Origin of the sequence: Actinoplanes solisilvae, assembly GCF_003999975.1 — a bacterium.
GTDB classification, from domain to species: domain Bacteria; phylum Actinomycetota; class Actinomycetes; order Mycobacteriales; family Micromonosporaceae; genus Actinoplanes; species Actinoplanes solisilvae.
On record NZ_RJAC01000017.1, the window covers coordinates 46,239 to 67,396 of the forward strand.

Here is a 21,158-nt window from a genome sequence, read left to right on the forward strand (position 1 = left end):
AAGCATAGGGGCACATCCCGCGTTCAACTACTTCCGGGCGTGCCTTCCTCAGCCGGCATGTCAGCCGCCGGTTCATCGGCGAACCACTGCCTCACCTGCGCCGCCGGCAGGTCGAATCCGGTCGCCCGGATCCCCGACCAATTCACCCCCACCAACATGCGGTCAGCCTCGAGTCGCCCGAGCCACGTCCCCAGCCACTCATCGACGTCGACACTGACCACCTCGAACCCCCGATAGGCCGCCACCTGATCGACCACACGCCCCGCCCGCGTCGGCTTCGACCAGAACGGCACAGTCCGCCGCCCGTCCTCCCCGACCGGCGCCGGCAACCCCGCCCCGTCCCGAATCGAGAAGACCCGCCCCTCCTGGCCGGCCTCCCGCCGAAACGCCGCCCGATGAGCCCCACTCAATGACATACCCCTATTCTGTCCTAAAAATCGCATTTGGTACGCCACGTGGCCGTTGACAACCGCAAGGAGGGTCGCCCTCGCTGCTCCTCGCGAGCTCCCTGCCACTCCAGGCCGCAGCGCGCCTTTCGCGCCACTGCCTGGCTCAGGCCCCGGCCGTGGCTCGCAGCTCGCTCGCGCGGGCCGGGTTGCGCCGGGACAGTCGTCGCGCCGCCGGGCTACAGCCCTCGTCGCCGTCGAGGACGCTCTCCGCCTCGGGTCCAAGGATCGGGCGTCGGTGGTCGATGAACATCAGGCTCGGATGACTCGGTCGCGGGTCATCCGGGTTGCTCCGCTATCGGATTGCTCTATCCGTGTGTCCCCGGGTGCTCGTGTCGCGTCGTCCTGGATCGCGTCGTCCCGGGGTGCTCGTGTCGCGTCGTTCCGGATCGTGTCGTCCCGGGCTGCTCGTTCGCGTCGTGTCGGGGCTTCCAGGGTCGCGTTGCTGCTCGGGTCGCGTCGTTTCGGGTTGGACGGGTGGCAGCGGGCGGGTGGCGCTCGCCGGCGTGGTGCGCGCTGCGGCCCGTACAGGTGTTGCGGTGCTTCTGCGGCGGCATTCTTTCGTATTCTTGAAATTGTCTATACGTGCAGGTGAAGTGCTATTCAACGGGGTTCTGAGTTTGATTCTGGGAGCTTCTGGCGGTGTCTTCCGGTCACTTCTGGCGGCGCTCGGAGACACGAGCCGAACGCCTGATCAACATCATCTTTTCGGCCTACGAGAGATAAACATTTAGTACAAGAAAGTGGAATTCGTCCCGAAACGCGGCGTAAAGACGACGCGAAATCGGGCGGTGGCCATAGTGTCCGTTTTGTCGGTTTGATGCACAGCCGGACACTCATCAGTCACTGGAGGAAACACATGAACAACAGTCGACGCATCGGGGCGCTGGTAGCCACGGCTACGGCGGCGGTCGGCATGGCTACGGTGACCGTTACGGCGCCCGCCGCGGCCGTCGTCGCAAAGGGGCCGCAGCCGGTTTCCGGTTGGCTCGGCGCGGTGAAGGCCAACTCCGACAGCTGGGTGAAGATCTTCTGGCGCACGGACAAGCGGGTCTGCGACGTGCAGGTTCGGGTCAGCGGCCGCGATGTCGATGTCTCCTACCCGGGTAGGCGCAAGTTCGCGTCGTTCACCCGGGGCGACTCGCTGCGTCCAGGCCGCGGCGACTTCACCGCCGTCGAGGTCAACCCCGACTTCGACCGCGCCGGTGTGGCCCGCCTCCGCGCCACGATGTCCTACGACGGATGTGGCCGCCGCGATCGCACCGAGTTCAAGTCGTTCACGCTGTCGCTCCCGGTCCTCCGCAACACGGGTCGCCCGGGCAACGACCGTCCGGGCAGCAACGACCGTCCGGGCAGCAACGACCGGCCGGGCAGCAACGACCGTCCGGGCAGCAACGACCGTCCGGGCAGCAACGACCGGCCGGGCAACAACGACCGGCCCGGTAGCAGCGACCGGCCCGGTAACAACGACCGGCCCGGTAGCAGCGACCGGCCCGGTAACAACGACCGGCCCGGTAACAACGACCGGCCCGGTAACAATGACCGGCCGAGCAACAGCGACCGGCCGAGCAACCCGGTGAGCCCGGTTACGTCGCCTGCGGCCAGCCCGACGGTTTCGCCTGCGGCCAGCCCGACGGCTGCCGCCTAGCGGTTCGCCGGCGTGCGGCGACGTGAGCGGCGGCGCGCGTGGACGGCTTCCAGCCCCGCGCGGGGCGAGGGCGTCGGCATCAACCTCGCGCGACGTCGTCTGACTCGCGGATTCGAAGTTGGCCTTCAGGGTCCTCGATCATCCGAGAACGGTCGGTTCGAGCCGGCCGCGGTTGTGCCGAGGATCAGGCCAAGGCGGGCCGGCTGACGTAACCGCGGCGGGTCCCGGGGCCACTGATTGAGTCAGTGAGCCGGGGCCTGCCTCCGGTTTCGCGTCCCGAGGACCGGGCGGATGCGAGGACCGGGCGGATGCGAGGACCGGGCGGACGCGACGACCGGACGGCGCATGGAACGGGCGGACGCGACGATTGGACGGCGCATGGCACGGGCAGCGCGTCAATCGGGCAGCGCGTCAATTGGGCGGCGCGAGGGGGCAAGTGGCGCTGGGGCAACTCGTGCGCGGGGTCGAGGTCGGGGAGTGGGGACGCACTTCGCGATCGGATCGTCGGCCGTGTTCGCGTGCGGCGTCAGGGAACGCCGGGCCGCAGCGGGCCTATGGCCGTGAGGGGCGACGGCGCGGGACTGCTGGCCCCGAACTTGCCACGACTCGTACTAAATGGGGTAAAGCTCTCTAACCCGAAATCAGCGTTATAGCATGATCCCGGCGTGGGTCGCCCGGGGGAGCGGCCGGCAGGGAGGAACCGAGATGAGAACGGGTCATCGGATCGGGATCGTCGTTACTGCGGTCGTCGGCATCGTGGCGGTGGTGGGTGTGAGCCCGGCCGCGGCTTCCGGGACGCGCACGGCGGCCGAGCCAAACACGCAGCACGCACAAAATACGGCCCACGCACAGAACAAAAAGGCGAAGGCAGCGCCGAAGAAGGGCCCGCGCCCGGTCAGTCAGGTGCTGTCGGCGGTCGACGCGGGCGAGTCGGCCTGGGTGCGGGTGCGGTGGAAGACCGATCGGCGCGTCTGTGACGTGCAGGTCGTCGTCTGGGGGGACGACGACGTCGTGATCGATTACCCGGGGGAGCGGGAGTTCACGTCCTTCTCGCGCGGCGATTCGCTCGGGCTGGGCCGCGCCGATTACACCTCGTTCCGGGTCGAGGCCAACCCCGACGGCAACGACTTCTCGCTTCTCGCGGCCACCATCAGCTACACCGACTGCAAACGCGGATCGCCGCTTCTCACCCATACCTCCGGCCTGATGCTCCCGGCGCGGAGCTGACTGAAGGCCGACTACATAGCAGGCGCCGGGCCCGGCGCCGGATAAACCAGGGCGGCTTCGATCCGCCGATCAGGAACGGCGACGAGCGTCGCCGGACATAGCGAACGGTGCCCGGCTCCCACAAGGGGCCGGGCACCGTTTCATACCCGGGCGTTCATGATCAGCGAGGCGGGGTCGCGCAGGACCATCTCCATCGCCGTCGTGATCAGTTCGGGGTCGAAGGTCGAGGCGTGGAATGTCGCCTCCAGGTGGAGCACGCCGTTCATCTCGCTGGTTGTCAGCGTGACGCCTTCGGGGCTGTTCAGCGTGGGCACGCTCAGGTTGACCCGCCATTCGGGGCCGACCGACCATGGCAGGTCGCCCAGCAGGTCGTGCCGTCCCTGGTTGCTGAAGGTCAGCCGGGGGCGTGGCGGAACGGCGAGCTCGGCCGGGTACGGGTCGGGCATGCCGGGCGCCCCGTCCAGGGCGATCTTGCCTTCGCGCAGCATCATCATCGTGAGGATGCGGCCGGTGGCCAGCTCGTTCTTGATCGTGGTGTTGATCGACGCGGGGTCCATCATGTTCGGCGGGGACAGGTAGGGGCCCATGCAGAAGTTGCTGTCGATGCGCGTGTTCTTGTCGAGGAAGCGCCGGCCGTCGGCCAGGAACGTCGCGCCGCCCGTGTCGGGCTTGAGGCCCAGGTGGTCAAGCGCGGTGGTGAAGGCCGCGAACGTGATCGCCGAGGTGGTGACGCCGGGCGAGTGTTCGTCGCGCCACTCGCGCATCAGCTTCAGCGTGGCGGCCGAGCGCGCGGTGCGTACCGTCAGGTCGGGTTGCCATTTGCGCATGCGGGTCTCTTCGGGGGCCGGCGGGCGGGCGAAGCTGATGCCCTCCTTCCAGCGGGCCGGCTTGGTGCCGAACTGCTTCCACCACGCCTTGGGCAGCGCCAGGCGGTTGCGTTCGAGCGGCGGGATCACCGCGGCCCGGTCCTCGCTGGCGGCGGTCACGATCTCGTGCAGCAGCGCGTTCACCGGGCCGGCGTCGCCGTAGGCGTGCGACACCTTCATCGCCACGTAGCCGGCGCCGACGAGGATGCGGATCGGGTGCACCCCGCGCGGCTCGGACTGCAGCTTGCGGGTCATGCCGTCCATGTCGAGCGACCAGTCGCCGGAGTCCTGCACGGCCCGCTCGACGAACAGCGAGAACTCGGCCGGGCTGAGGTGCTGCCAGCGGGCCCCGAGGCGGTCGAGCTTCGATACGGCCCGGTGCTTCGGGTCGGCCGCGTGCAAACCGATCAGAGCCCGGCGTACGCCGTCCACGCTGACGCCGTGCAGGGGCCCGACGGTGCGGATGTATTCGAGCGGCAGCCACGCCCGCTCGTGCAGGGTCATGGAGGTGGTGTTCACGCCGTCCCCCCGACGGTCGTTGCCCGCGAAGACCACGCGCAGCACGGTCGGCGCGACCAGCACGGTCTCGATGGCCATCACGATCGCGACCCACATGACCAGGTCGGTGAGGCCGCCGGTGCTGCCGCCGTACCAGGCCGCGCCCAGTTCGGCGGCGCCGGCGAACAGCGAGAAGATGCCCGCGCCGCGCACCCGGCCCTGCACCCGCGAGATCGCCATGAAGAAGTGCAGGAAGACGAACGGCACGTACGTCAGGGCGAGGATGCGCAGTGCGTCGCCCGCAGTCTGCGCGTACTGCGCGCCGAACAGCGACATGATCGGGTTGGCCAGGAACGAGATCGCCAGCGAGAGCGGCAGGCCGGCGAGGCAGATCAGCAGGCCGACCCGCACCTTGGAGCGCAGGGCACGCTGGTCGCCGCTGGCCACCGCGAAGAGGGTGAGCGCCACGTTGCCGGGCACCATCGCGAGGAACGACAGCACCATGAAGGCGGTGTAGAACGACGCGTTGGCCTCGGCCGACAGCACCGCGGTGACGACCAGCGGCAGCGCGGCGCGCGGCAGGTAGGTCGCCATGTTCAGCAGGTTGTGGTCGAAGGTCGCCTTGCCGCGGCCGCGCAGCAGGCCGAGCCGGGGACGCACCGAGTCGATGATGCGGCGCTTGCGCAGCGCCAGGGCGAGGATCGCGGTCGACGTGACGATGCCGGCGACCCAGGTGAGCAGCAGGTCGTTGCCGGTCAGGGTGAGCGGTGTGAGGGCGAGGCCGCCCAGCAGCGCCAGCTTGATCACCGAGAACCAGGCGTTGCGCATGAGTTGCAGCGGGCCCTTGAGCAGACCGACCAGGGCTTCGTCGAGCACCAGCACGATCGCGTTGAGCGCGATGCCGACGACGAGCAGCACTGTGCCGAACGAGCCGCCGAGCGCTTCCCGCAGGCCGGGAATCCACGTGCTGGCCACTACGACGTAGCCGATGCCGCCGACCGTGGCGGCGCTGCCTGACACGAGCAGGCACGTCGTGATCAGTTCCCATTTCGGGCCGCGCAGCCGGGACAGGTCGGAGATCAGCATGGTGCCCATGCCGAACATGCCGATGGTGCCGATCAGCGTCATCGCGGACACGGCGGCGGATGCCTGGCCGACCGCCTCGGGCGACGCCGAGCGGGCGGCCACCCACCAGTAGGCGAAGCCGAACAGCGACGTGATCGCGGTGGTGGCGATCAGGGAGCCGGCGTTCAGGAAGAGATCGACGTGTTCCTTCAGCGCGGTCAGCAGGCCGCTACGGCGTTTGGCCGGCCGTACCGGCGGCGTCTCTTTCGGCGCAACGACCTCGGTCGTGGTCACACAGCCTCCCCAGGGAACACCCGAAACGGTATTTACTCCCCGGTTTCGGCGGCTACGGGAGAGCGGCCTGACCTGCGCATACTGTCCGGAAAGGAGTGGTCACCGTTCGGTGGATCTTTGGGACGCGTGAGGTCACATCAGAGCCATCCGGCCCGTTTGAAACGCCAGTAAAGGCCGGCGCAGACGAGAACGACGACCGCGATCGTCGCCGAGAATCCGTAGCGCGAGTCGATTCCGGGCATGTTCGCGAAGTTCATCCCGTAGATTCCGGCTCCGACCGTCGGGACGGCGGCGATGGCGGCCCACGAGGCGATCATGCGCATGTCGTTGTTCTGTTCGAGCGTCACCTGGGTGAGCCGGGCCTGCAGGATCGAGTTGAGCAGGTCGTCGAAGCCGGCCACGCGGTCGACCGCGCGGGCCAGTGTCCCGCGTACGTCGACCAGGTAGGGCCGCAGCGCGGGCGGAACCACCGGCAGGTCGAGCAGCCGGGCCAGCGGCTCCTGCAGCGGCAGCACGGCCCGCTTCAACTCGACCAGTTCGAGCTTCAGCTGATAGAAGTGCGCGACCTCGGCCGAGCGGCGGCCGGTCGCGAAGGTCTCCTCCTCGAGCCGCTCCAGGTCACGCTCGACGCTCGCCGAGACGCCCAGGTAGTCGTCGACCATCCGGTTGGCCACCGCGTACGCCACCGCCCACGGACCCGCCCGCAGCAGGTCGGGCCGCTTCTCGACCTCCTGCCGTACCGGCCACAGCGCCCCCGCCGCCCCGTGCCGCACGGAGATGACGAACCACGACCCGATTAGCAGCGTGACGTCGCCGGTGTCGACGACCTCGCTGGTCGCGGTCAGCTCGTCGTGCTCGACGTAGCGGGCGGTGCGCAGCACGACCCGGGTCACGTCGCCGATCGTCTCGACCACCGGCCGGTGGCCGCCCTCGACCGTCTGCTCGACGACCAGCTCGTGCAGCCCGAACGTCTCGGCCACGGCCCGCATGGTCGCGAGGTCGGGCTCGTGCAGCCCGAGCCACAGAAACTCGCCCCGGCGCTGGCGGGCCGAGGCGTAGTGGAGGGAACCGGGCCGGCGCCGTCCGGCGTGATAGACGGCGCAGTCGACGACGGCATCGGGATTGCGGCGAGGCTGCCGGTCGTCGCCGGCCGAGGGACGCGGAGCGAGGCCCTCGACCAGCCGACCCAGAATTCTGAGCATTCGCTGAAGGTACTCAGTCCGATCGACGCATGGCGCGCACGCCGACCCCCAGCCCGAGCGCGGCGACGACCGCCGCGGCGAGCAGCCCGCCCAATGTGGCCGACGACCAGATGTCGCCGTTGAAGAGCGCCCGCTCGGCATCGACCACATAGCTGAGCGGGTTGGCCTTCGCCAGCGCCCGCAACCAGCCCGGCCCGTTGTCGATCGGCAGCAGCACGCCGGCCAGCAGCAGCAGCGGGAAGATCAGCGTCTGCTGCACGGTCCAGAACAGCCACTCCTGATTCTTCGAGGCCAGAGCCAGCGTGTACGACAGAGCGCCGAGCCCGATGCAGAAGGCGGCCAGGATGATCAGCCCCAGCAGCGCGCCCATCAGGTTGAACCGGAACCCGAACGGCAGGCAGACGGTCACGATCAGGGCGGCCTGGGCGAACATCGGGACGATCTCCTTGAGCGCCCGCCCGATCAGCAGGGCCGGCCGGCGCAGCGGGGTGACCAGCATGCGTTCGTGCGAGCCGGTCTGGATCTCGAAGAGCAGGTTCGACCCGGTCATCGACGACGCGAACAGGCAGGACATGACGATGATGCCGGGCACGAACCACTGCAGCGCGGTGCCGTCGTCGTCGGGCAGCAGGGGAGTGAACAGCGCCAGGAAGACCAGCGGCTGCACCATCGAGAAGATGATCGTGAACGGGTCGCGCAGGGTCGGCCGCAGCTCGCGGCTGAAGACCGTGCGGGTGTCGGTGATCAGCGTGGTCATGGCTCAGACCTCCACGAGCTCGGGGGTGCGGGTGGCCTCGGCGCCGCCCTCGCGCAGGCTGCGGCCGGTCAGTTTCAGGAAGACGTCGTCGAGGGTCGGGCGCCGCACCTCGACCTCGGCGGCGGGGTGGCCGGCCGCTTTCAGGTCATCGAGAATTCCCGGTACGCGCCGGGGCGCGCCGTCGGTGGTGATGTGGAGCTGACGTCCCTGCCGGGGCGCGTCGAGCGTCGCGGCGGCGCCGGCCGCGTCCGACTCGGTGTCGAAACCGAGGATGATGCGGTCGCCGACGTGCTCGGCCTTGAGCCGCGCCGGGCTGTCGTCGGCGATGATCCGGCCGTGGTCGATCACGATCACCCGCTCGGCCATCGAGTCGGCCTCGTCCAGGTAGTGCGTGGTCAGCACGATCGTCGTCTCGTGCCGGGCCCGCAGCGCGAGGATGTGCTCCTGAAGATTCGCCCGGTTCTGCGGGTCGAGCCCGGTCGACGGCTCGTCGAGGAAGAGCAGCGACGGCGCGTGGATGAGCCCCATCGCGATGTCGAGCCGGCGGCGCTGCCCACCGGAGAGGCTGGAGACGCGGCGGTCGGCCACCTCGGCCAGCCCGAGCGAGTCGATCAGCTCGGCCGCCCGGGTACGGGAGTCGCGCACGCTCATTCCGTACGCCCGTCCCTGGCTGATCAGTTCGTCGCGGCCCCGCTGACTGTGCCCGGCGCCGTTGCCCTGACCGATGTAGCCGATGCGCAGGCGCACGTCCCGCTGGCGGCGCACCACGTCGAAGCCGGCCACCGTCGCCTGACCGCTGGTGGGCGGGATCAGCGTGGTGAGCATGCGCAGCGTGGTCGACTTGCCAGCGCCGTTCGGGCCGAGCAGCGCGACCAGTTCGCCGGGCGCGACGGTGAGATCGATGCCGTCGACGGCACGGACGTCCTTGAAGTGCTTGGCCAACCCTCGTGTCTCAATCATGAGTACGACGTTAGGCTGCCTTGCGGACACTTTCTGACCTCAATGCGGCGGAGTCTGGGTTCATGGCGAATACGAGTGCACGCATGCTGCGACTCCTGTCGTTGCTGCAGACCCACCGCTACTGGCCCGGCGGCGAGCTGGCCGGCCGCCTCGAGGTCAGCCCCCGCACGCTGCGGCGCGACGTCGACCGGCTGCGCGATCTGGGCTACCCGGTCGACGCCAGCCGGGGCGTGGCCGGGGGCTATCAACTGCAGGCGGGGGCGGCGGTGCCACCGCTGCTGCTCGACGACGACGAGGCCGTGGCGATCGCGGTCGGGCTACGAACGTCGGTGGCGGCCGGTTTCGAAGAGACTTCCGTACGGGCATTGGCGAAGGTCATCCAGCTGCTGCCGCCCCGGTTGCGGCGCCGCATAGACGCCTTGCGCGAGGTCACGGCGCCGGGCGTGCTGGGTGGAGGGCCCACGCTCGACCCGACGGTGCTGACCACGCTGGCGATGGCGTGCCGGGGCGAGGAAAGGCTGCGGTTCTCCTATACGCCGCGCGAAGGGGACGCTTCCGAACGGCACGTGGAGCCTCATCGGCTGGTGCCCCTCGGGCGACGCTGGTACCTGGTGGCCTGGGACCTCGAACGGGGCGACTGGCGCAGTTTCCGGGTCGACCGGCTGAACGCCCCGGTGCTGACCGGCGCCCGCTTCCGGCCGCGCGAGATTCCCGGCGGCGACGCGGCGGCCTGGCTGCGCTCGCGGATGTCCCAGATTCCGGCCCGGTACGACGTGAACGTGCGGCTGGAGACACGGGCCGAACGGGTGCGGGCGTTGATCGGCCACTATGGAACCGTGGACGAGCTGGGCAAGGGCTCGTGCCGCCTGCGGATGAACACCGACGACCTGACCTGGCCGGTGATGGTGCTCGGCGTGCTGGCCGTGCCGTTCACCATCGAGTCACCGGCCGAACTGCGTGACCGCGTGCGCGACACGGCCGAGGCCTTGCTGCGGGGCGCGGCCATTGTGGACGGATCGACGCCCCCGTGGCGCCGATCCGCGTGAATGAAGCTATCGGGGGCCTGTGACAATTTCCGGGCTTACCTAAGCTTCAGCTTATATAAGAATCGTCGTATGTCCGAGCGTGCTGAAGTTCACGCCGCGAACGGTGGCGGCGGGGCGAAAGTGTCGGTGGGTCCGGGCAGAATCAGGCCATGACGACGATCGGCGCGATCTTCCTGCCACAGAACCCGCCCGAGTCTCTGCGCGCGGTGGCCCGGGCCGCCGACCAGGCCGGGGTCGAAGAGCTCTGGCTGTGGGAAGACTGCTTCCTCAACGGCGGCCTCACCGCGGCCACCGCCGCCCTCGCGTGGACCGAGAATCTGCGCGTCGGCATCGGCATCATGCCCGTCCCGTTCCGCAACGTCGCCTCCCTGGCGATGGAGATCGCCACGCTCGGCCGCATGTTCGGCGAGCGCGCGCTCCCCGGCATCGGCCACGGCGTGCAGGACTGGATGGGTCAGGTCGGCGGCCGGGTCGCGTCCCCGCTGACGCTCCTGCGCGAATACGGCACCGCCCTGCGCGACCTGCTCCGCGGCGAAGAGGTCACGGTCGACGGGCGCTACGTCAAGCTCGACCACGTACGCCTCGACTGGCCGCCCGCGGTTCCGCCGGTGCTCTCGGTCGCGGCCGGCGGCCCCAAGACGATCGCCCTGGCCAACGAGGTGGGCGACGCCGTCGTCCTTTCCGGCGGCACGTCGCCCGACATGGTCGCCGAGGCAGCCAAGGTCATCACCGACGCCGAAATCGTCGTCTTCGTGCCCGCGCTGACCGGGCCCGACGCCGAGGCCCGGCTCGTCGCCGACGCCGAGAAGTTCAAGGTCGACTATCCGGGCCTGTTCGGCCGCCCCGACGACATCGCCATCGGGGTGGCCGAGTTCGTGGCCGCCGGCGCGAGCAAGGTCATCCTTCAGCCCGTTCCGGGCGAGGACGCCGAGGCCTACGTTCGTTGGGTCGGCGAAGAGGTGCGACCGCTGATCAGGTGAAGGCCAGGGGCCGAGAGGTATGACCCAGGTCGCGAAGCCCGTTGCTCGCGCAACCGGTCCGCTAGCCTCGCGGATGCCTCGAAATGATCAAGGTACGGAGGGGTTCGGCGTGATGCGGTACGTGGCAATCGGGGACAGTTTCACCGAGGGGGTCGGCGACGATCAGCCCGACGGTTCCGTGCGGGGCTGGACCGATCTGCTGGCCGCCGGTCTGGCGGCCGGCGAGGGCACGACGGTGCAATACGCCAACCTCGCCATCCGCGGGCGGCTGCTCGAGCCGATCGTCACCGAGCAGCTCGACGCGGCGCTGGCTCTCTCGCCGCGGCCCACGCTGCTGACGCTCAACGGCGGCGGCAACGACATGATGCGCCCCGGCGGCGACATGCTGCGGCTGGCCGAGCTGACCGAGAAGGCGATCCAGCGCTGCATCGAGGCCGGCGTCCGCATGGTGCTGCTCAGCGGGGCCGACCCGTCCGAGCGGCTGCCGCTGGGCGGGGTCATGCGCCGCCGCGGCGAGCTGCTCACCCAGGCCGTGATCGAGCTGGTCGAGCGCTACGACATCACCTTCGTCGACGTCTTCCACGACACCGAGATCCGCCGCCCCGGCTACTGGTCGGCCGACCGCCTGCACCTCAACGCGGCCGGCCACCGCCGCGTGGCCGGCCTGGTGCTCGAGAAGCTCGGCTACGAGACGGCCGCCCACGTGATCGATCCGGGGCCGAACGAGAGCCGGCGGGTGCTGGCCGAGGCCCGCTACTACCGCGAACACGTGCTGCCGTGGCTCAACCGCCGGGTCCGCGGCCGCTCCTCCGGCGACGACCGCACCGGCAAGTTCATCACCTGGACCGAGATCCAGCCGGCCTGATCCCGGGCCGCCGTGCCGGGGCGAGCAGTCCGGTCGCGGACGATCAGGGGAGTGGGCGGCGGCGGATGTAGTCGTCGTGCCATTCCTCGCCGACCAGGAAGCGCTTGACGCCGACGACCTCGAAGCCGTGCTTCTCGTAGAAGCGGCCGGCCCGTACGTTCTGCTGGTTGACGCCGAGCCAGCAGAAGCCGGCCCCGGTTCCGGCCGCCGCGGCGAGGGTGGCGGCCATCAGGGCCGAGGCCGCGCCGGAGCCGTGCCGGTCGAGCGAGAGGTAGAACTTGCTCAGCTCGACGCTGACCTTCTCGTCCACGACGGCGGCCACGTCCGGGTCCTTGATCGGGCCGCCGACCAGCATCGAATAGCCGACCGGCACGGCGTCGTCGTAGGCGAGCAGCAGGAGCCGCTCAGGGTCGGCCAGGTAGCCGCGGAAGCTCGCCTCGGACAGGTGGGTCGCGATGAAGGCGTCGATGTCGGCCTGCTGGGTTCCGGGTGGGCAGGCCAGGCCGAACGTGCGGGCGGCCAGGTCGTGCAGCAGTTCGGTGTCGGCGTCTTCGGCACGACGGGTCGTGATCGACATGGAAAGACAGTTTATGGTTTCCGGCGTGCGCACGATGAGAGAGCTCGGCGACATCATCCCGCTTCCGGCCTCCGTCCGGCCCGATTCCTCCGGCGATTTCCGGATTACGGCCGAGGTGGCGGTGATCGCGGCCCCAGCGGCGGCCGCGGTCGCCGACGAATTGGCCGCGCTGCTGCGCAGAATCACCGGCTTCCTTGTGGCTCGACGCGAGGAAGAGGAAAGCGCCGACGCGGAGGCCGGCGACCCATCCGCGGGCGGGTCGGCCGGGGGCGGTGAGCGTTCGGACGACCGGAGCGCGGGCGGGGTCGTGCGGCTGCTCCTTGACGACGACGGGGACGATGCCAAGTCGCCCGAGTCCTATCGGCTCGACATCGCCGCCGGTGGGGTGACGCTGCGGGCGCCGTCGGCTCAGGGGCTCTTCGCGGGGCTGCAGACGGTGCGGCAGCTGCTGCCCGAGACGCGACAGGACGACGTGGTGCTGCCGGGCGGGCGGATCGAGGACGCGCCGCGCTTCGCCTACCGCGGGACGATGCTCGACCTGGCGCGGCACTTCTTCGGGCCGGCCGACATCCGGGCGCACATCGACACGATCGCCCAGTTCAAGATCAACCACCTGCATCTGCACCTCACCGACGACCAGGGCTGGCGGCTCGAGATCGAGGGATGGCCGCGCCTCACCGAGGTCAGCGGCGGCGAGGGCACGGGCATCGACGGCGCCGGACCGGGCTTCCTCACCGCACGGGAGTACGCCGACCTGGTCGCCTACGCCGCGACCCGGTTCGTCACGATCGTGCCCGAGATCGACCTGCCCGGCCACGTCAACGCCGCCCAGGTTGCCTACCCCGAGCTGACCTGCGACGGCAGGCCGGTCCTGCCGCGCACCGACGACGCGGTCGGCTACAGCTCGCTCTGCGTCGACCGCGAGGAGACGTACGCCTTCGTCGAGGACGTGATCCGGGTCGTGGCCGGGCTGACCCCGGGGCCCTACCTGCACATCGGCGGCGACGAGGCGCTCAGCACGACGGCCGAGGACTACCGCACCTTCATGACCCGGGTGCTGCCGCTGCCCGGCAAGTACGGCAAGCGCGCGATCGGCTGGCACGAGATGGCCGCCGTCGAACTGCCCGCCTCCGCGATCCCGCAGTACTGGCGGATCGAGCCGGCCGACGACGGCGTCGCCCGCGCGGCCCGGTCGGGCCACCAGGTGATCATGTCGCCGGCCGACCGGGGCTACCTCGACATGAAGTACGACGAGTCGACCCCGCTCGGTCTGGACTGGGCCGGGCTGGTCGGCGTCGAACGCTCCTACGACTGGGACCCGGCCGACCGCCTGCCCGGGGTGGCGGAGGAGTCGCTGCTCGGAGTCGAGGCCCCGCTGTGGTCCGAGACCCTGCGCAGCCTCGCCGACGTGCAGTTCATGACGTTCCCACGGCTGCCGGCGATCGCCGAGATCGGCTGGACGCCGCGGGCCGCCCGCGACTGGCCGTCGTTCCGCCGCCGCCTCGGCGAGTTCGGTCCCCGGTTCGAGGCGCAGGGCGTCAACTATCACCGAAGCCCGGAGATCGATTGGCGTCAGCGCCGCACAGCCTGACGATCTTCAGGCCGCTGCGGGGGCGGGCCGGCACGCGGCTCAGGTCGATGGCGGTGTTCTGCGGAGGCAGGTAGTAGTCGAGCTTGGCGAGGCGCTGCGCCAGCGTGCCGAGCAGGGCTAGGACGATCCGCTCGCCGGGGCAGCGGTGGCCGGCGCGCGGATCGCCGCCGCCCTGCGGGATCAGCTCGAACTCGCCGACCGGGCGGTTCAGGAAGCGTTCGGGGCGGAACTCGTACGGCTCGGGCCAGACCCTCGGATCGTGGTGCTGGCCGTGGACGTCGAGCAGCACGAGCGTGCCCTTGGGGATGCTGACGTGCTGGAAGGTCAGATCGCGACGGGCGCGGCCGCCGAGGAACGGCACGAACGGATAGAAGCGGCGCAGCTCGTGGACGAACGCCGCCGTGTAGTCGTCGTCGCCCGCGCGCAGCCGGGCGCGGGAGCCGGGCCAGCGGTCGAGCGCGTGGCCGGCGAAGGCGAGGTACCACGCGACCGCCGTCGTCGGGCGGATCATGTTGATCAGTTCGACGGCGGCGCTGCGAGAATCGAGCAGATAGCCGTTCTCGACGTGATGCGCGATTTTCGACACCGGCGTTTCCGTGGGCTCCTGCCGGCGTACACCCTCAATGATCTTGGAAAAGCGGCGCTCGCGGCGCAGACGGGCCAGGCGGGCGCGGGCGTGCCGGGGACCGGCCGTCGCGAAGCCGTCGACCATCGCCACCAGGTCGGCGGCCATCCGATCGTCATCGGGTACGCCCGTCCAGCGCGACGCCGCGTCCGTGAGAACCCGGGCCGACTCGTCGAAGAGCGACACCGGCTCGCCGCGACGCCAGCCGTCGGCCGCCTCATCGAAGATCTTGCCGGTCAGAACGGCCAGGTTGTCGACGCCGTCCTCGTGCATCAGCAGCGCCACGAAGAGCGCCTTGCGCACCCGGTGGGCCTCGCCGTCGAGCGTGTGCACGCCCCGGCCGAAAAGCGTGCTGACCACGGCGGACGGCACCGCGGTGTGCCGTTCGAGATTGTTCGGTCCGTAGAAGAAACGCGCGGCGCCGGGGCCACTGATCGCGACCGCCGGCCGGCCGCCGAAGGTCATGCCGACCGGCCGGCCGTGGCTGCGACGACGCAGGTCGGGAAGCCAGGCATAGCCCTTCGTGGCGAAGGACAGGGTCTGGTCGAGAAGCGGCATGGCGGTCCGTATCCCCTCCGGTGACGGCCCGAATTTCTTCCTTATTTTTCCCTCCGGCGGACTGCACGTCTGGGGTTTTCGTCGGAGGGCCGCCCTACTCTTGGGCGTTGTTTCTTCTCGCGGCTTCCTCCCGCGAGGGACCGGAGGTGGCGGTGTGACCGGGTCGGCTGGTCGGTCGGTGGCGATGCTGGCCGGGTTCCTCGCGGTGGCCTGGCTGCAGGTCGCGGTGGTGCTGCTGGTCGTGCTGCTCGTGCTCGAGTCGGTGCCCGGCACGGTCGCCCTGCAGGCCGCGGTTCCGCTGGTCATCGCCGTCGCGGGGCTGCTCTGGTGGTCGACCGTGCGGGCACTGCGCCCGCGCCGCACCACCCCGGCCGGCGTGCCGGTGACGCGGCAGCACGCGCCCGCCCTCTGGACCATGCTCGACGAGGCGGCCGCCGCGGCCGGGGTCAAGCCGCCCGACGGCGTGACCGTCGTGGCCGGGGCGACCGTGACGCTCGCCGAGCGTCTGCGCCTCGGTGGCCTGCTGGGCGGTCCCCGTCAGCTCTACCTGGGGCTGCCCCTGCTGCAGGCCTGGGACGAGTCGCGGCTGCGGGCCGCGGTCGCCCACGAGCTGGCCCACGGTTCGCCCGCGCTGGGTGGGCGGTTCGCCCCGATGGCCTGGCGCGGGCGGGTCGCCCTGGGCCGCATCGTGCCGCGCATCCCCCGCCGCAGCCCGGCCGGACCGGCGTTGCGGGCCTGGGCCCGGTGGTACCTGAAGGTCGACGCCCCCTACAGCCGCGCGCAGGAGCTTGCCGCCGACCGGGTGGCCGCCTCGTTCGCGGGCGCCGGTGCGGCCGCCGCGATCCTGCGCGACGGGCCCGCGCTCGAGGGCATGCAGCAGCTCTTCCACGCCGAATACCTCAGCCCCGGCTGGCAGACCGGCCTCGTGCCCGACGACATCTTCGGCGGCCTCCTGCGCGTGCTCGCCGCCCGCCCCGACGATCTGGCCGCCCTGCGAGCGGGCACGCCGGAACCGCCCGGCAAGTGGGACCCGCACCCGACGCAGGCCGAGCGCCTGGCCGCCCTGGCCGCGCCTGAAAGTTCGGCCGCGTCTGACAGCTCGGCCGCGTCTGACAGCTCGGCCGCGTCTGACAGCGGGGTCGCGTCTCCTCCGGGCGGGGAGCTGGTGCCCGATCTGCCGGGAATGGGCCGCGCACTGCAGGCTGTGGCCTTCCCGGTCGGCGGCCGGGCGGTGGTGAGCTGGGACGAGTTCTTCGGGGTGGCGCGCCTCGCCGAGATGGAGCGGGAAGCCGACGCCTCGCTGCGCGCGCTGTCCCGGGCCGCCGGGGAACCGGTGACCGGCGCCGCCGCGGTGCTCGACCTCGCCGCCGACGGCCGCCTCCGCAAGATCGCCGAGACGCTCTTCGACGACCTGCCACCCGAGCAGGTGTCCGCCCGGGTCACCGACCTGATCGCCCTTCTGCTCGCGCTGGCCGCCCTGCACAGCGACGTCGCCCGCTGGCGGCACAGTTGGACCGGCACCGCCGAGCTGGTCGCGATCGACGGTTCCTACCTGGAACTGCAGGCCCCCGCGGAAATGGCCGGCGACCCCGAGACGGTCGGACAGGTGCGTGAGTGGCTCACCGCCATCGGTGTCGACCTGACCGCGGCCGCCTCCACCGCCCGTCACCACTCGGCCCGGGTCCCCGTGCTCGGCGGAGTGGTCGGCGTCCAGGTCGACGGCGCCCGCACCGACCTGCTGGTCCTCGAGACCGGGCTGTTCCTGGTGCCGGGCCTGCCGCGCTCCCGCCACCACGAGGCCAAACGCCGCCTGACCCGCCTCGCGACCGACGGCGTCCTGCCCGACGGCCGCCCCGCCACCGCCATGCCGGCCCCGGCCGCATCGGTGCCCGGCCCCTCCGCCGCAGAGCCGGCACAGGCGGCGTCGGGCGGTGCGGCGACCGCGACCGCGACCCGTCCCGAGCCCACCCCGCCCACAGATGCCGACGCGACAGGCAGCCGATTCGTCCCCTTCGCCGATATCGCCACGGCGTCGGCCGCCCGCAACGGCCGCCGCTCCTGGGAGATCAACCTGCGCGACGGCGCCACCCTGACCGTCCGCACCACCCTCGACTCAGAGGAACTCCCCGGCGGCTGGGCCGCCCTCGACGACGCCGTGGCCTTCCTGACCCGCACCCGCTGACCGGCGCCGGTAGATCCCGGACCCCGCTGCCCCGCCCACCGGTGGCCGCTTCGGGCGTGTGCTTGCTCACGAAGGCGCTGGTCAGTGAAGTGTGACGGGCCATTTCTTGGCGTGCCCTCACGATGCCGTCGATATGTTCGTTTCGGTGACGGTCGATGGCGGAGTTCCCTACTCGTTCCGGGCGCGGACCACGACCCCGAGACGACGCCTGCTGCCCGATTTCCCTGTTCCGCCGCCCTTTGAGGCGATCTTGCCGAAGCTCCGGGGTGCCCCTTTCGTGATCGCCCGGTCGCTGATTGCTTCGAAAGTGGCATCACGCTGGGTGAACTGTTGGCGAGGCGCGGGCGTAGTTCTCGGCGTGCGGGGTCGCATGGGCGACTGAGAAGTGAACCATCCGTCACGTGAGGTCACACTGACGATGCGGAGCGTTCGCTTTGCCGCTTCTGATTCCGGGTAGAGAACTGCCCGAACCGGCGGGATGATCCCAGTGAGGCGGGGAGGCCAGACATGGAGCGGGGACCGTTGGCGCTCTTCGGGGCGATCATCGCGGTCGGGCTCGGGCCTGCGCTGTGGATGGGTGTCCAGCTGGGCGTGGCGCGGCAGGGCGACCCGGCCCGTCCACCCTCCATCGGCGAGTACACCCCCGAACCGGCCCAGAACCTGCTCGGCGGCGCCGGCGCGGGCGAGCAGACCAGCAGCGACAACACCCCGGTCGACAAGGTCCGCCCCTCGTCCAGCCCGTCGGTCACCGATCCGTCGCCCACTGCGAGCCCCAGCCGCAACGCGACCACCCCGCCGACGACCGAGCCCACTACCGAACCGACGACCGAGCCGTCCACCAGTGAGCCCGCGACCGGAACAACCTCCGAGCCGACGAACGGCCAGAGCGACCCGAGCGACCCCACCGGCCAGGACCCGACCGACACCGATCCGTCCACCGGCGACGAGACCGACGCCCCGGGCGACGTGACCGACGGCGGTGGCAGCGGCGAGGGCGACGACGACTGGTGGACCTACGAGGACACCGACCCGTTCACCGGCGACTACGGCAACTACGCCTCCGCGGGTGACGTCGGCGGCAGGTAGGTCGAGGCCAGCCCACGCGCCGTCGCCACGAAGCATTCCCGCAGCTCCGGCGGATCGAGCACCTCGGCCTCGGCGCCCAGTTTGAGCAGTTCGATGTGCCCGTGCCGCACCGATTCGATCGGCACGCGGGTCACCAGCCACCCTGTCTCGTCGGGTTCCCCGGCCTCGGCCCGCGCCACCCGGGACATCTCGGGCGGGAAGACGTACCCCATGCGCTCCAACGCCGCCGCCGTCATCCGTACGGTCGCCGTCGCGGTGTAGACGCTGCGCTCGTACCGTTCGGTCCAATCCCGCCAGAACCCGGCCAGTTCGAAGTCGCCGGGCCGCTCCGCCGGTTCGTCCAGCAGTTCGGCGTCGAGGATGTTCGACACCCGATAGGCCGTCGTCCGGGTCGCCGTCGCCGCCACCAGGTACCACCGTCCGGCCTTCAGCACGACCCCCAGCGGATGCAGGGTTCGCGTCACCTCGCGGGGCGCTTTCCACCGCCGATAGCGCAGCTCCACCTGCCGCCCGTTCCAGACCGCGTCGGCCACGGTGGCGAGATGCGGCGTCGGCTCGTCACCCCGGAACCACCCGGGTGCGTCGAGATGAAACCTTTCCCGTACGCGATCCGCGCGATCGGCCAGCTCCCCGGGCAACGACGCCCGCAGTTTGAGTTGCGCCGCCGCCATCACCGACCCGAGCCCGAGTTCCGCCGCCGGCCCCGGCATCCCGGCCAGGAACAGGGTGCCCGCCTCGTCCGAGGTCAGGCCCGTCAGCCGGGTGCGATAGCCGTCCAGCAGCTGATAGCCGCCGGTCGGCCCGCGGTCGGCGTAGACCGGCACGCCCGCCGCGCCGAGCGACTCCACGTCGCGATAGACGGTGCGCACCGAGACCTCGAGCTCGTCGGCGAGGTCCTGGGCCGTCATCCGCCCGCGCGTCTGCAACAGCAGCAGAAGCGAGAGCAGACGGTCGGCGCGCATTCCGGAACGTTAACGCCGAAGGGGAGCCCGCCGGGCTCCCCTGGACGTTGCGTGCGAAGTCAGAGCGCGAGCAGCCGGTTGAGAATGTCCCGGTACGCCCGCAGCTCGACCCGGAGCTTCTCGGTGTCGTCGGAGTTGCCGGCGAGGCCGTCGCGCTGCGCCTTGAGCGCGCTGGTCAGCTTGTCGACGGCCTCGCCGACCAGCGTGGCGGCCTCGGCGGTGGCCTCCTTGGGCTCGTCGACGAAGCGGAGCTGGATGTCGCGGAACCTCTCGGCGTACGAGTCCCCGTCCGGCAGCAGCCTCTCTCCGGAGCCGGAGCCGGCGGCGGCGTGGTGCGCCCCTGACGCGGCGGCGGCGGCGGGTACGGCGACCGCCGCGACGACCGGGGCGGTTTCCGAGGACGGCTGGAACTCCTCGCCGTCCCGGTAGCCGTCGGCACGGGTCTCTTCGTCCTTGAGCGGCTCGTCGGTGGCCGGGTCGACGGCCTTGGGGCTGTCGAACGACCCGTCGTCCTTGACGGCCGCGTCCTCCGACGGTTTGTCCTTGTCGGCGTCGACGTGCTCCCCGCCGGAGTTGATCGCCGTGGTGCGGTCCGGGTCGTCGCCGGACACGGTGTCGTCCCCGGGGCGGTCGTCGTCCCGATCGGCAGGGCTCTCGACCACTGACCCGTCCGGGCCGTACGTCGTCGTGGTGGTCGCCCGGTCGTCGGAGGCGTCTCGGACAGAGGCGTCCCGGAACGAGGTGTCCCCGGACGAGGTCTCCTGGGAATCGGTGTTCCAGGGCCCGGTCTCCCGCGAGGACGATGAGTCCTGCGAGTCGGTGTTCCGCGGCCCGCTCTCCCGCGAGTCGTCAGCGGAGGAGGCGGACGAGTCGGAGGGGTCGGAGGAGTCGCGGGGGGCGTCGCTCCACGGCGACCCGGCCCGCTGCGGCGGCACGGTCACCGGCTCGGACGCCGCGCGGTCCTCGCGGTCGGGGATCTGCTGGGTGTCGTTCTCTTTCTCGTTGGAGAAGAACTTCATGACGGGGACTCCTAGCGGCTGGTGTCGCGGGCGGGGGACTCGTCGGCGGCCGTACGGGGAGCGGGCGGCTGCTCCGATGTGGACTGCGGGCGCGTGGTGGACTCTTCAGTAGTACCAGTCGAGGTGGTGCCGGTGGACGCGGCGCTGGTCGACGGCACCGGGTCGGCTCCGAGCAGGTCGGCGAAGAGCGCCCGGTAGTGCACCAGCGCCTGCCGCAGGTCCTCGGTGTCGGCCTCGCCCGCCGTGTTCCGCTTGCTGATCTCGTGCGCCTTGCGGTAGTGCTCCAGCGTGCGGGCGTGCTCGACGGAAAGGTCGGCGAGCCGGTCGTCGTACTCGCCGGTGGGGTAGCCGCGCTCGGTGATCAGCCGGGTGACCAGATCGTCGGCCGCGGTGACCGCGCGGGTGGGGTCGTCCACGAACTGGATCTGCACTTCCTCCCAGTTCGCCGAGTAGGTGGCCTGCGCCTCGGCCGAGAGCGGCTTCAGTTCGAGCGAGGCGTGCCGCTTCTCACGTTCGCGAAGTTCGCGCTCGGCCTCGGTGCGGTTCCCGGAGTCGGCGACCACCCGGTCGTACTCCGGTCCGAAGGTGTTCTGCAACTGCTTGCGCCGCATGACACGAATCCCGTAGAGGACCGCGGCGACCACGACGAGGATGACGATGATCAGGATGACGGTGGCTGTGGGGGACATGGGGCCTCCTCTTAT

General features: G+C 70.8%; 19 protein-coding genes. 8 read left to right on the forward strand and 11 right to left on the reverse strand.

All coding sequences use genetic code 11. The annotated features are described in order from the left end of the window. Positions 1-23: 23 nt before the first annotated feature. Entirely contained in the window at positions 24-443 is a 420-nt protein-coding gene (locus EER30_RS32365) for a DUF2750 domain-containing protein (RefSeq protein ID WP_349290898.1), read from the reverse strand. Positions 444-552: 109 nt separating this feature from the next. Further along, positions 553-699, reverse strand: a complete 147-nt coding sequence (locus EER30_RS47425) for a hypothetical protein (RefSeq protein WP_164842549.1) — start codon at positions 697-699, stop codon at positions 553-555. A 606-nt stretch (positions 700-1,305) separates the two neighbouring features. Between EER30_RS47425 and EER30_RS32370 the strand changes: the two genes are divergently transcribed. Beyond that, positions 1,306-2,094, forward strand: a complete 789-nt coding sequence (locus EER30_RS32370; RefSeq protein WP_127504464.1) for a hypothetical protein — start codon at positions 1,306-1,308, stop codon at positions 2,092-2,094. A 705-nt stretch (positions 2,095-2,799) separates the two neighbouring features. Beyond that, a complete protein-coding gene (locus EER30_RS32375) occupies positions 2,800-3,321 on the forward strand; it encodes a hypothetical protein (protein WP_127504465.1) in 522 nt (173 codons plus the stop codon). Positions 3,322-3,461: 140 nt separating this feature from the next. Here the strand turns inward: EER30_RS32375 and EER30_RS32380 are convergent, their stop codons facing one another. The 4 genes from EER30_RS32380 to EER30_RS32395 form a co-directional block, all read right to left on the reverse strand. After that, entirely contained in the window at positions 3,462-6,044 is a 2,583-nt protein-coding gene (locus EER30_RS32380) for a lipopolysaccharide biosynthesis protein (RefSeq protein ID WP_127504466.1), read from the reverse strand. 137 nt (positions 6,045-6,181) lie between these two features. After that, a complete protein-coding gene (locus EER30_RS32385; protein ID WP_127504467.1) occupies positions 6,182-7,246 on the reverse strand; it encodes a magnesium and cobalt transport protein CorA in 1,065 nt (354 codons plus the stop codon). Positions 7,247-7,259: 13 nt separating this feature from the next. Continuing rightward, positions 7,260-8,003: an ABC transporter permease gene (locus EER30_RS32390; protein ID WP_127504468.1), complete on the reverse strand. Its 744-nt coding sequence runs from the start codon at positions 8,001-8,003 to the stop codon at positions 7,260-7,262. A 3-nt stretch (positions 8,004-8,006) separates the two neighbouring features. Further along, positions 8,007-8,963 carry an ABC transporter ATP-binding protein gene (locus EER30_RS32395; RefSeq protein WP_127504469.1) on the reverse strand — a complete coding sequence of 319 codons (957 nt, stop codon included), beginning with the start codon at positions 8,961-8,963 and terminating at the stop codon, positions 8,007-8,009. A gap of 62 nt (positions 8,964-9,025) precedes the next feature. Here EER30_RS32395 and EER30_RS32400 point away from each other — a divergent pair, with 62 nt between their 5' ends. The 3 genes from EER30_RS32400 (at position 9,026) to EER30_RS32410 (ending at position 11,854) form a co-directional block, all read left to right on the forward strand. After that, positions 9,026-10,009: a helix-turn-helix transcriptional regulator gene (locus tag EER30_RS32400; RefSeq protein WP_349290896.1), complete on the forward strand. Its 984-nt coding sequence runs from the start codon at positions 9,026-9,028 to the stop codon at positions 10,007-10,009. Between the two features lie 149 nt (positions 10,010-10,158). Further along, the gene (locus EER30_RS32405) at positions 10,159-10,989 is read left to right on the forward strand and encodes an LLM class flavin-dependent oxidoreductase (protein ID WP_127504471.1); all 831 of its coding nucleotides are present in this window, start codon (positions 10,159-10,161) and stop codon (positions 10,987-10,989) included. Between the two features lie 112 nt (positions 10,990-11,101). Further along, positions 11,102-11,854, forward strand: a complete 753-nt coding sequence (locus tag EER30_RS32410) for an SGNH/GDSL hydrolase family protein (RefSeq protein WP_127504472.1) — start codon at positions 11,102-11,104, stop codon at positions 11,852-11,854. A gap of 43 nt (positions 11,855-11,897) precedes the next feature. Here the strand turns inward: EER30_RS32410 and EER30_RS32415 are convergent, their stop codons facing one another. Further along, positions 11,898-12,431, reverse strand: coding sequence for a GNAT family N-acetyltransferase (locus EER30_RS32415; RefSeq protein ID WP_127504473.1), 534 nt, complete (start codon positions 12,429-12,431; stop codon positions 11,898-11,900). Positions 12,432-12,465: 34 nt separating this feature from the next. Between EER30_RS32415 and EER30_RS32420 the strand changes: the two genes are divergently transcribed. Continuing rightward, complete coding sequence (locus tag EER30_RS32420; RefSeq protein ID WP_240670451.1) at positions 12,466-14,022, forward strand: beta-N-acetylhexosaminidase; 1,557 nt, start codon at positions 12,466-12,468, stop codon at positions 14,020-14,022. Here the strand turns inward: EER30_RS32420 and EER30_RS32425 are convergent. After that, a complete protein-coding gene (locus EER30_RS32425) occupies positions 13,970-15,205 on the reverse strand; it encodes a cytochrome P450 (protein ID WP_127504475.1) in 1,236 nt (411 codons plus the stop codon). The two genes, EER30_RS32420 and EER30_RS32425, sit on opposite strands and share 53 nt — an antisense overlap. Before the next feature lie 154 nt (positions 15,206-15,359). Here EER30_RS32425 and EER30_RS32430 point away from each other — a divergent pair, with 154 nt between their 5' ends. Together EER30_RS32430 and EER30_RS32435 are read left to right on the forward strand one after the other, a co-directional pair. Beyond that, positions 15,360-17,387 (forward strand): M48 family metallopeptidase, encoded by a 2,028-nt coding sequence (locus tag EER30_RS32430; RefSeq protein ID WP_127504476.1) that lies wholly within the window; start codon positions 15,360-15,362, stop codon positions 17,385-17,387. 507 nt (positions 17,388-17,894) lie between these two features. Further along, on the forward strand, positions 17,895-18,473 hold the full coding sequence (locus EER30_RS32435) for a hypothetical protein (RefSeq protein WP_127504477.1): 579 nt from the start codon (positions 17,895-17,897) through the stop codon (positions 18,471-18,473). Here EER30_RS32435 and EER30_RS32440 read toward each other — a convergent pair. From EER30_RS32440 to EER30_RS32450, 3 genes are read right to left on the reverse strand one after another with little or no spacing between them, the layout of a single operon-like run. Continuing rightward, positions 18,440-19,435, reverse strand: a complete 996-nt coding sequence (locus EER30_RS32440) for a helix-turn-helix transcriptional regulator (protein WP_127504478.1) — start codon at positions 19,433-19,435, stop codon at positions 18,440-18,442. The two genes, EER30_RS32435 and EER30_RS32440, sit on opposite strands and share 34 nt — an antisense overlap. A gap of 59 nt (positions 19,436-19,494) precedes the next feature. After that, positions 19,495-20,454: a hypothetical protein gene (locus EER30_RS32445; RefSeq protein WP_127504479.1), complete on the reverse strand. Its 960-nt coding sequence runs from the start codon at positions 20,452-20,454 to the stop codon at positions 19,495-19,497. Between the two features lie 11 nt (positions 20,455-20,465). Further along, positions 20,466-21,143 carry a hypothetical protein gene (locus EER30_RS32450; protein WP_127504480.1) on the reverse strand — a complete coding sequence of 226 codons (678 nt, stop codon included), beginning with the start codon at positions 21,141-21,143 and terminating at the stop codon, positions 20,466-20,468. Between the last annotated feature and the right edge of the window lie 15 nt (positions 21,144-21,158).

Excerpts from the sequence above, each read along its gene's own strand:
- EER30_RS32425 (WP_127504475.1), bottom strand. The coding sequence starts at position 15,205 with ATGCCGCTTCTCGACCAGACCCTGTCCTTCGCCACGAAGGGCTATGCC.
- EER30_RS32365 (WP_349290898.1), bottom strand. The coding sequence starts at position 443 with ATGCGATTTTTAGGACAGAATAGGGGTATGTCATTGAGTGGGGCTCAT.
- EER30_RS32435 (WP_127504477.1), top strand. The coding sequence starts at position 17,895 with ATGGAGCGGGGACCGTTGGCGCTCTTCGGGGCGATCATCGCGGTCGGG.
- EER30_RS32390 (WP_127504468.1), bottom strand. The coding sequence starts at position 8,003 with ATGACCACGCTGATCACCGACACCCGCACGGTCTTCAGCCGCGAGCTG.
- EER30_RS32405 (WP_127504471.1), top strand. The coding sequence starts at position 10,159 with ATGACGACGATCGGCGCGATCTTCCTGCCACAGAACCCGCCCGAGTCT.
- EER30_RS32415 (WP_127504473.1), bottom strand. The coding sequence starts at position 12,431 with ATGTCGATCACGACCCGTCGTGCCGAAGACGCCGACACCGAACTGCTG.
- EER30_RS32370 (WP_127504464.1), top strand. The coding sequence starts at position 1,306 with ATGAACAACAGTCGACGCATCGGGGCGCTGGTAGCCACGGCTACGGCG.
- EER30_RS47425 (WP_164842549.1), bottom strand. The coding sequence starts at position 699 with ATGTTCATCGACCACCGACGCCCGATCCTTGGACCCGAGGCGGAGAGC.
- EER30_RS32450 (WP_127504480.1), bottom strand. The coding sequence starts at position 21,143 with ATGTCCCCCACAGCCACCGTCATCCTGATCATCGTCATCCTCGTCGTG.
- EER30_RS32375 (WP_127504465.1), top strand. The coding sequence starts at position 2,800 with ATGAGAACGGGTCATCGGATCGGGATCGTCGTTACTGCGGTCGTCGGC.
- EER30_RS32445 (WP_127504479.1), bottom strand. The coding sequence starts at position 20,454 with ATGAAGTTCTTCTCCAACGAGAAAGAGAACGACACCCAGCAGATCCCC.
- EER30_RS32410 (WP_127504472.1), top strand. The coding sequence starts at position 11,102 with ATGCGGTACGTGGCAATCGGGGACAGTTTCACCGAGGGGGTCGGCGAC.
- EER30_RS32440 (WP_127504478.1), bottom strand. The coding sequence starts at position 19,435 with ATGCGCGCCGACCGTCTGCTCTCGCTTCTGCTGCTGTTGCAGACGCGC.
- EER30_RS32395 (WP_127504469.1), bottom strand. The coding sequence starts at position 8,963 with ATGATTGAGACACGAGGGTTGGCCAAGCACTTCAAGGACGTCCGTGCC.
- EER30_RS32400 (WP_349290896.1), top strand. The coding sequence starts at position 9,026 with ATGGCGAATACGAGTGCACGCATGCTGCGACTCCTGTCGTTGCTGCAG.
- EER30_RS32385 (WP_127504467.1), bottom strand. The coding sequence starts at position 7,246 with ATGCTCAGAATTCTGGGTCGGCTGGTCGAGGGCCTCGCTCCGCGTCCC.
- EER30_RS32420 (WP_240670451.1), top strand. The coding sequence starts at position 12,466 with ATGAGAGAGCTCGGCGACATCATCCCGCTTCCGGCCTCCGTCCGGCCC.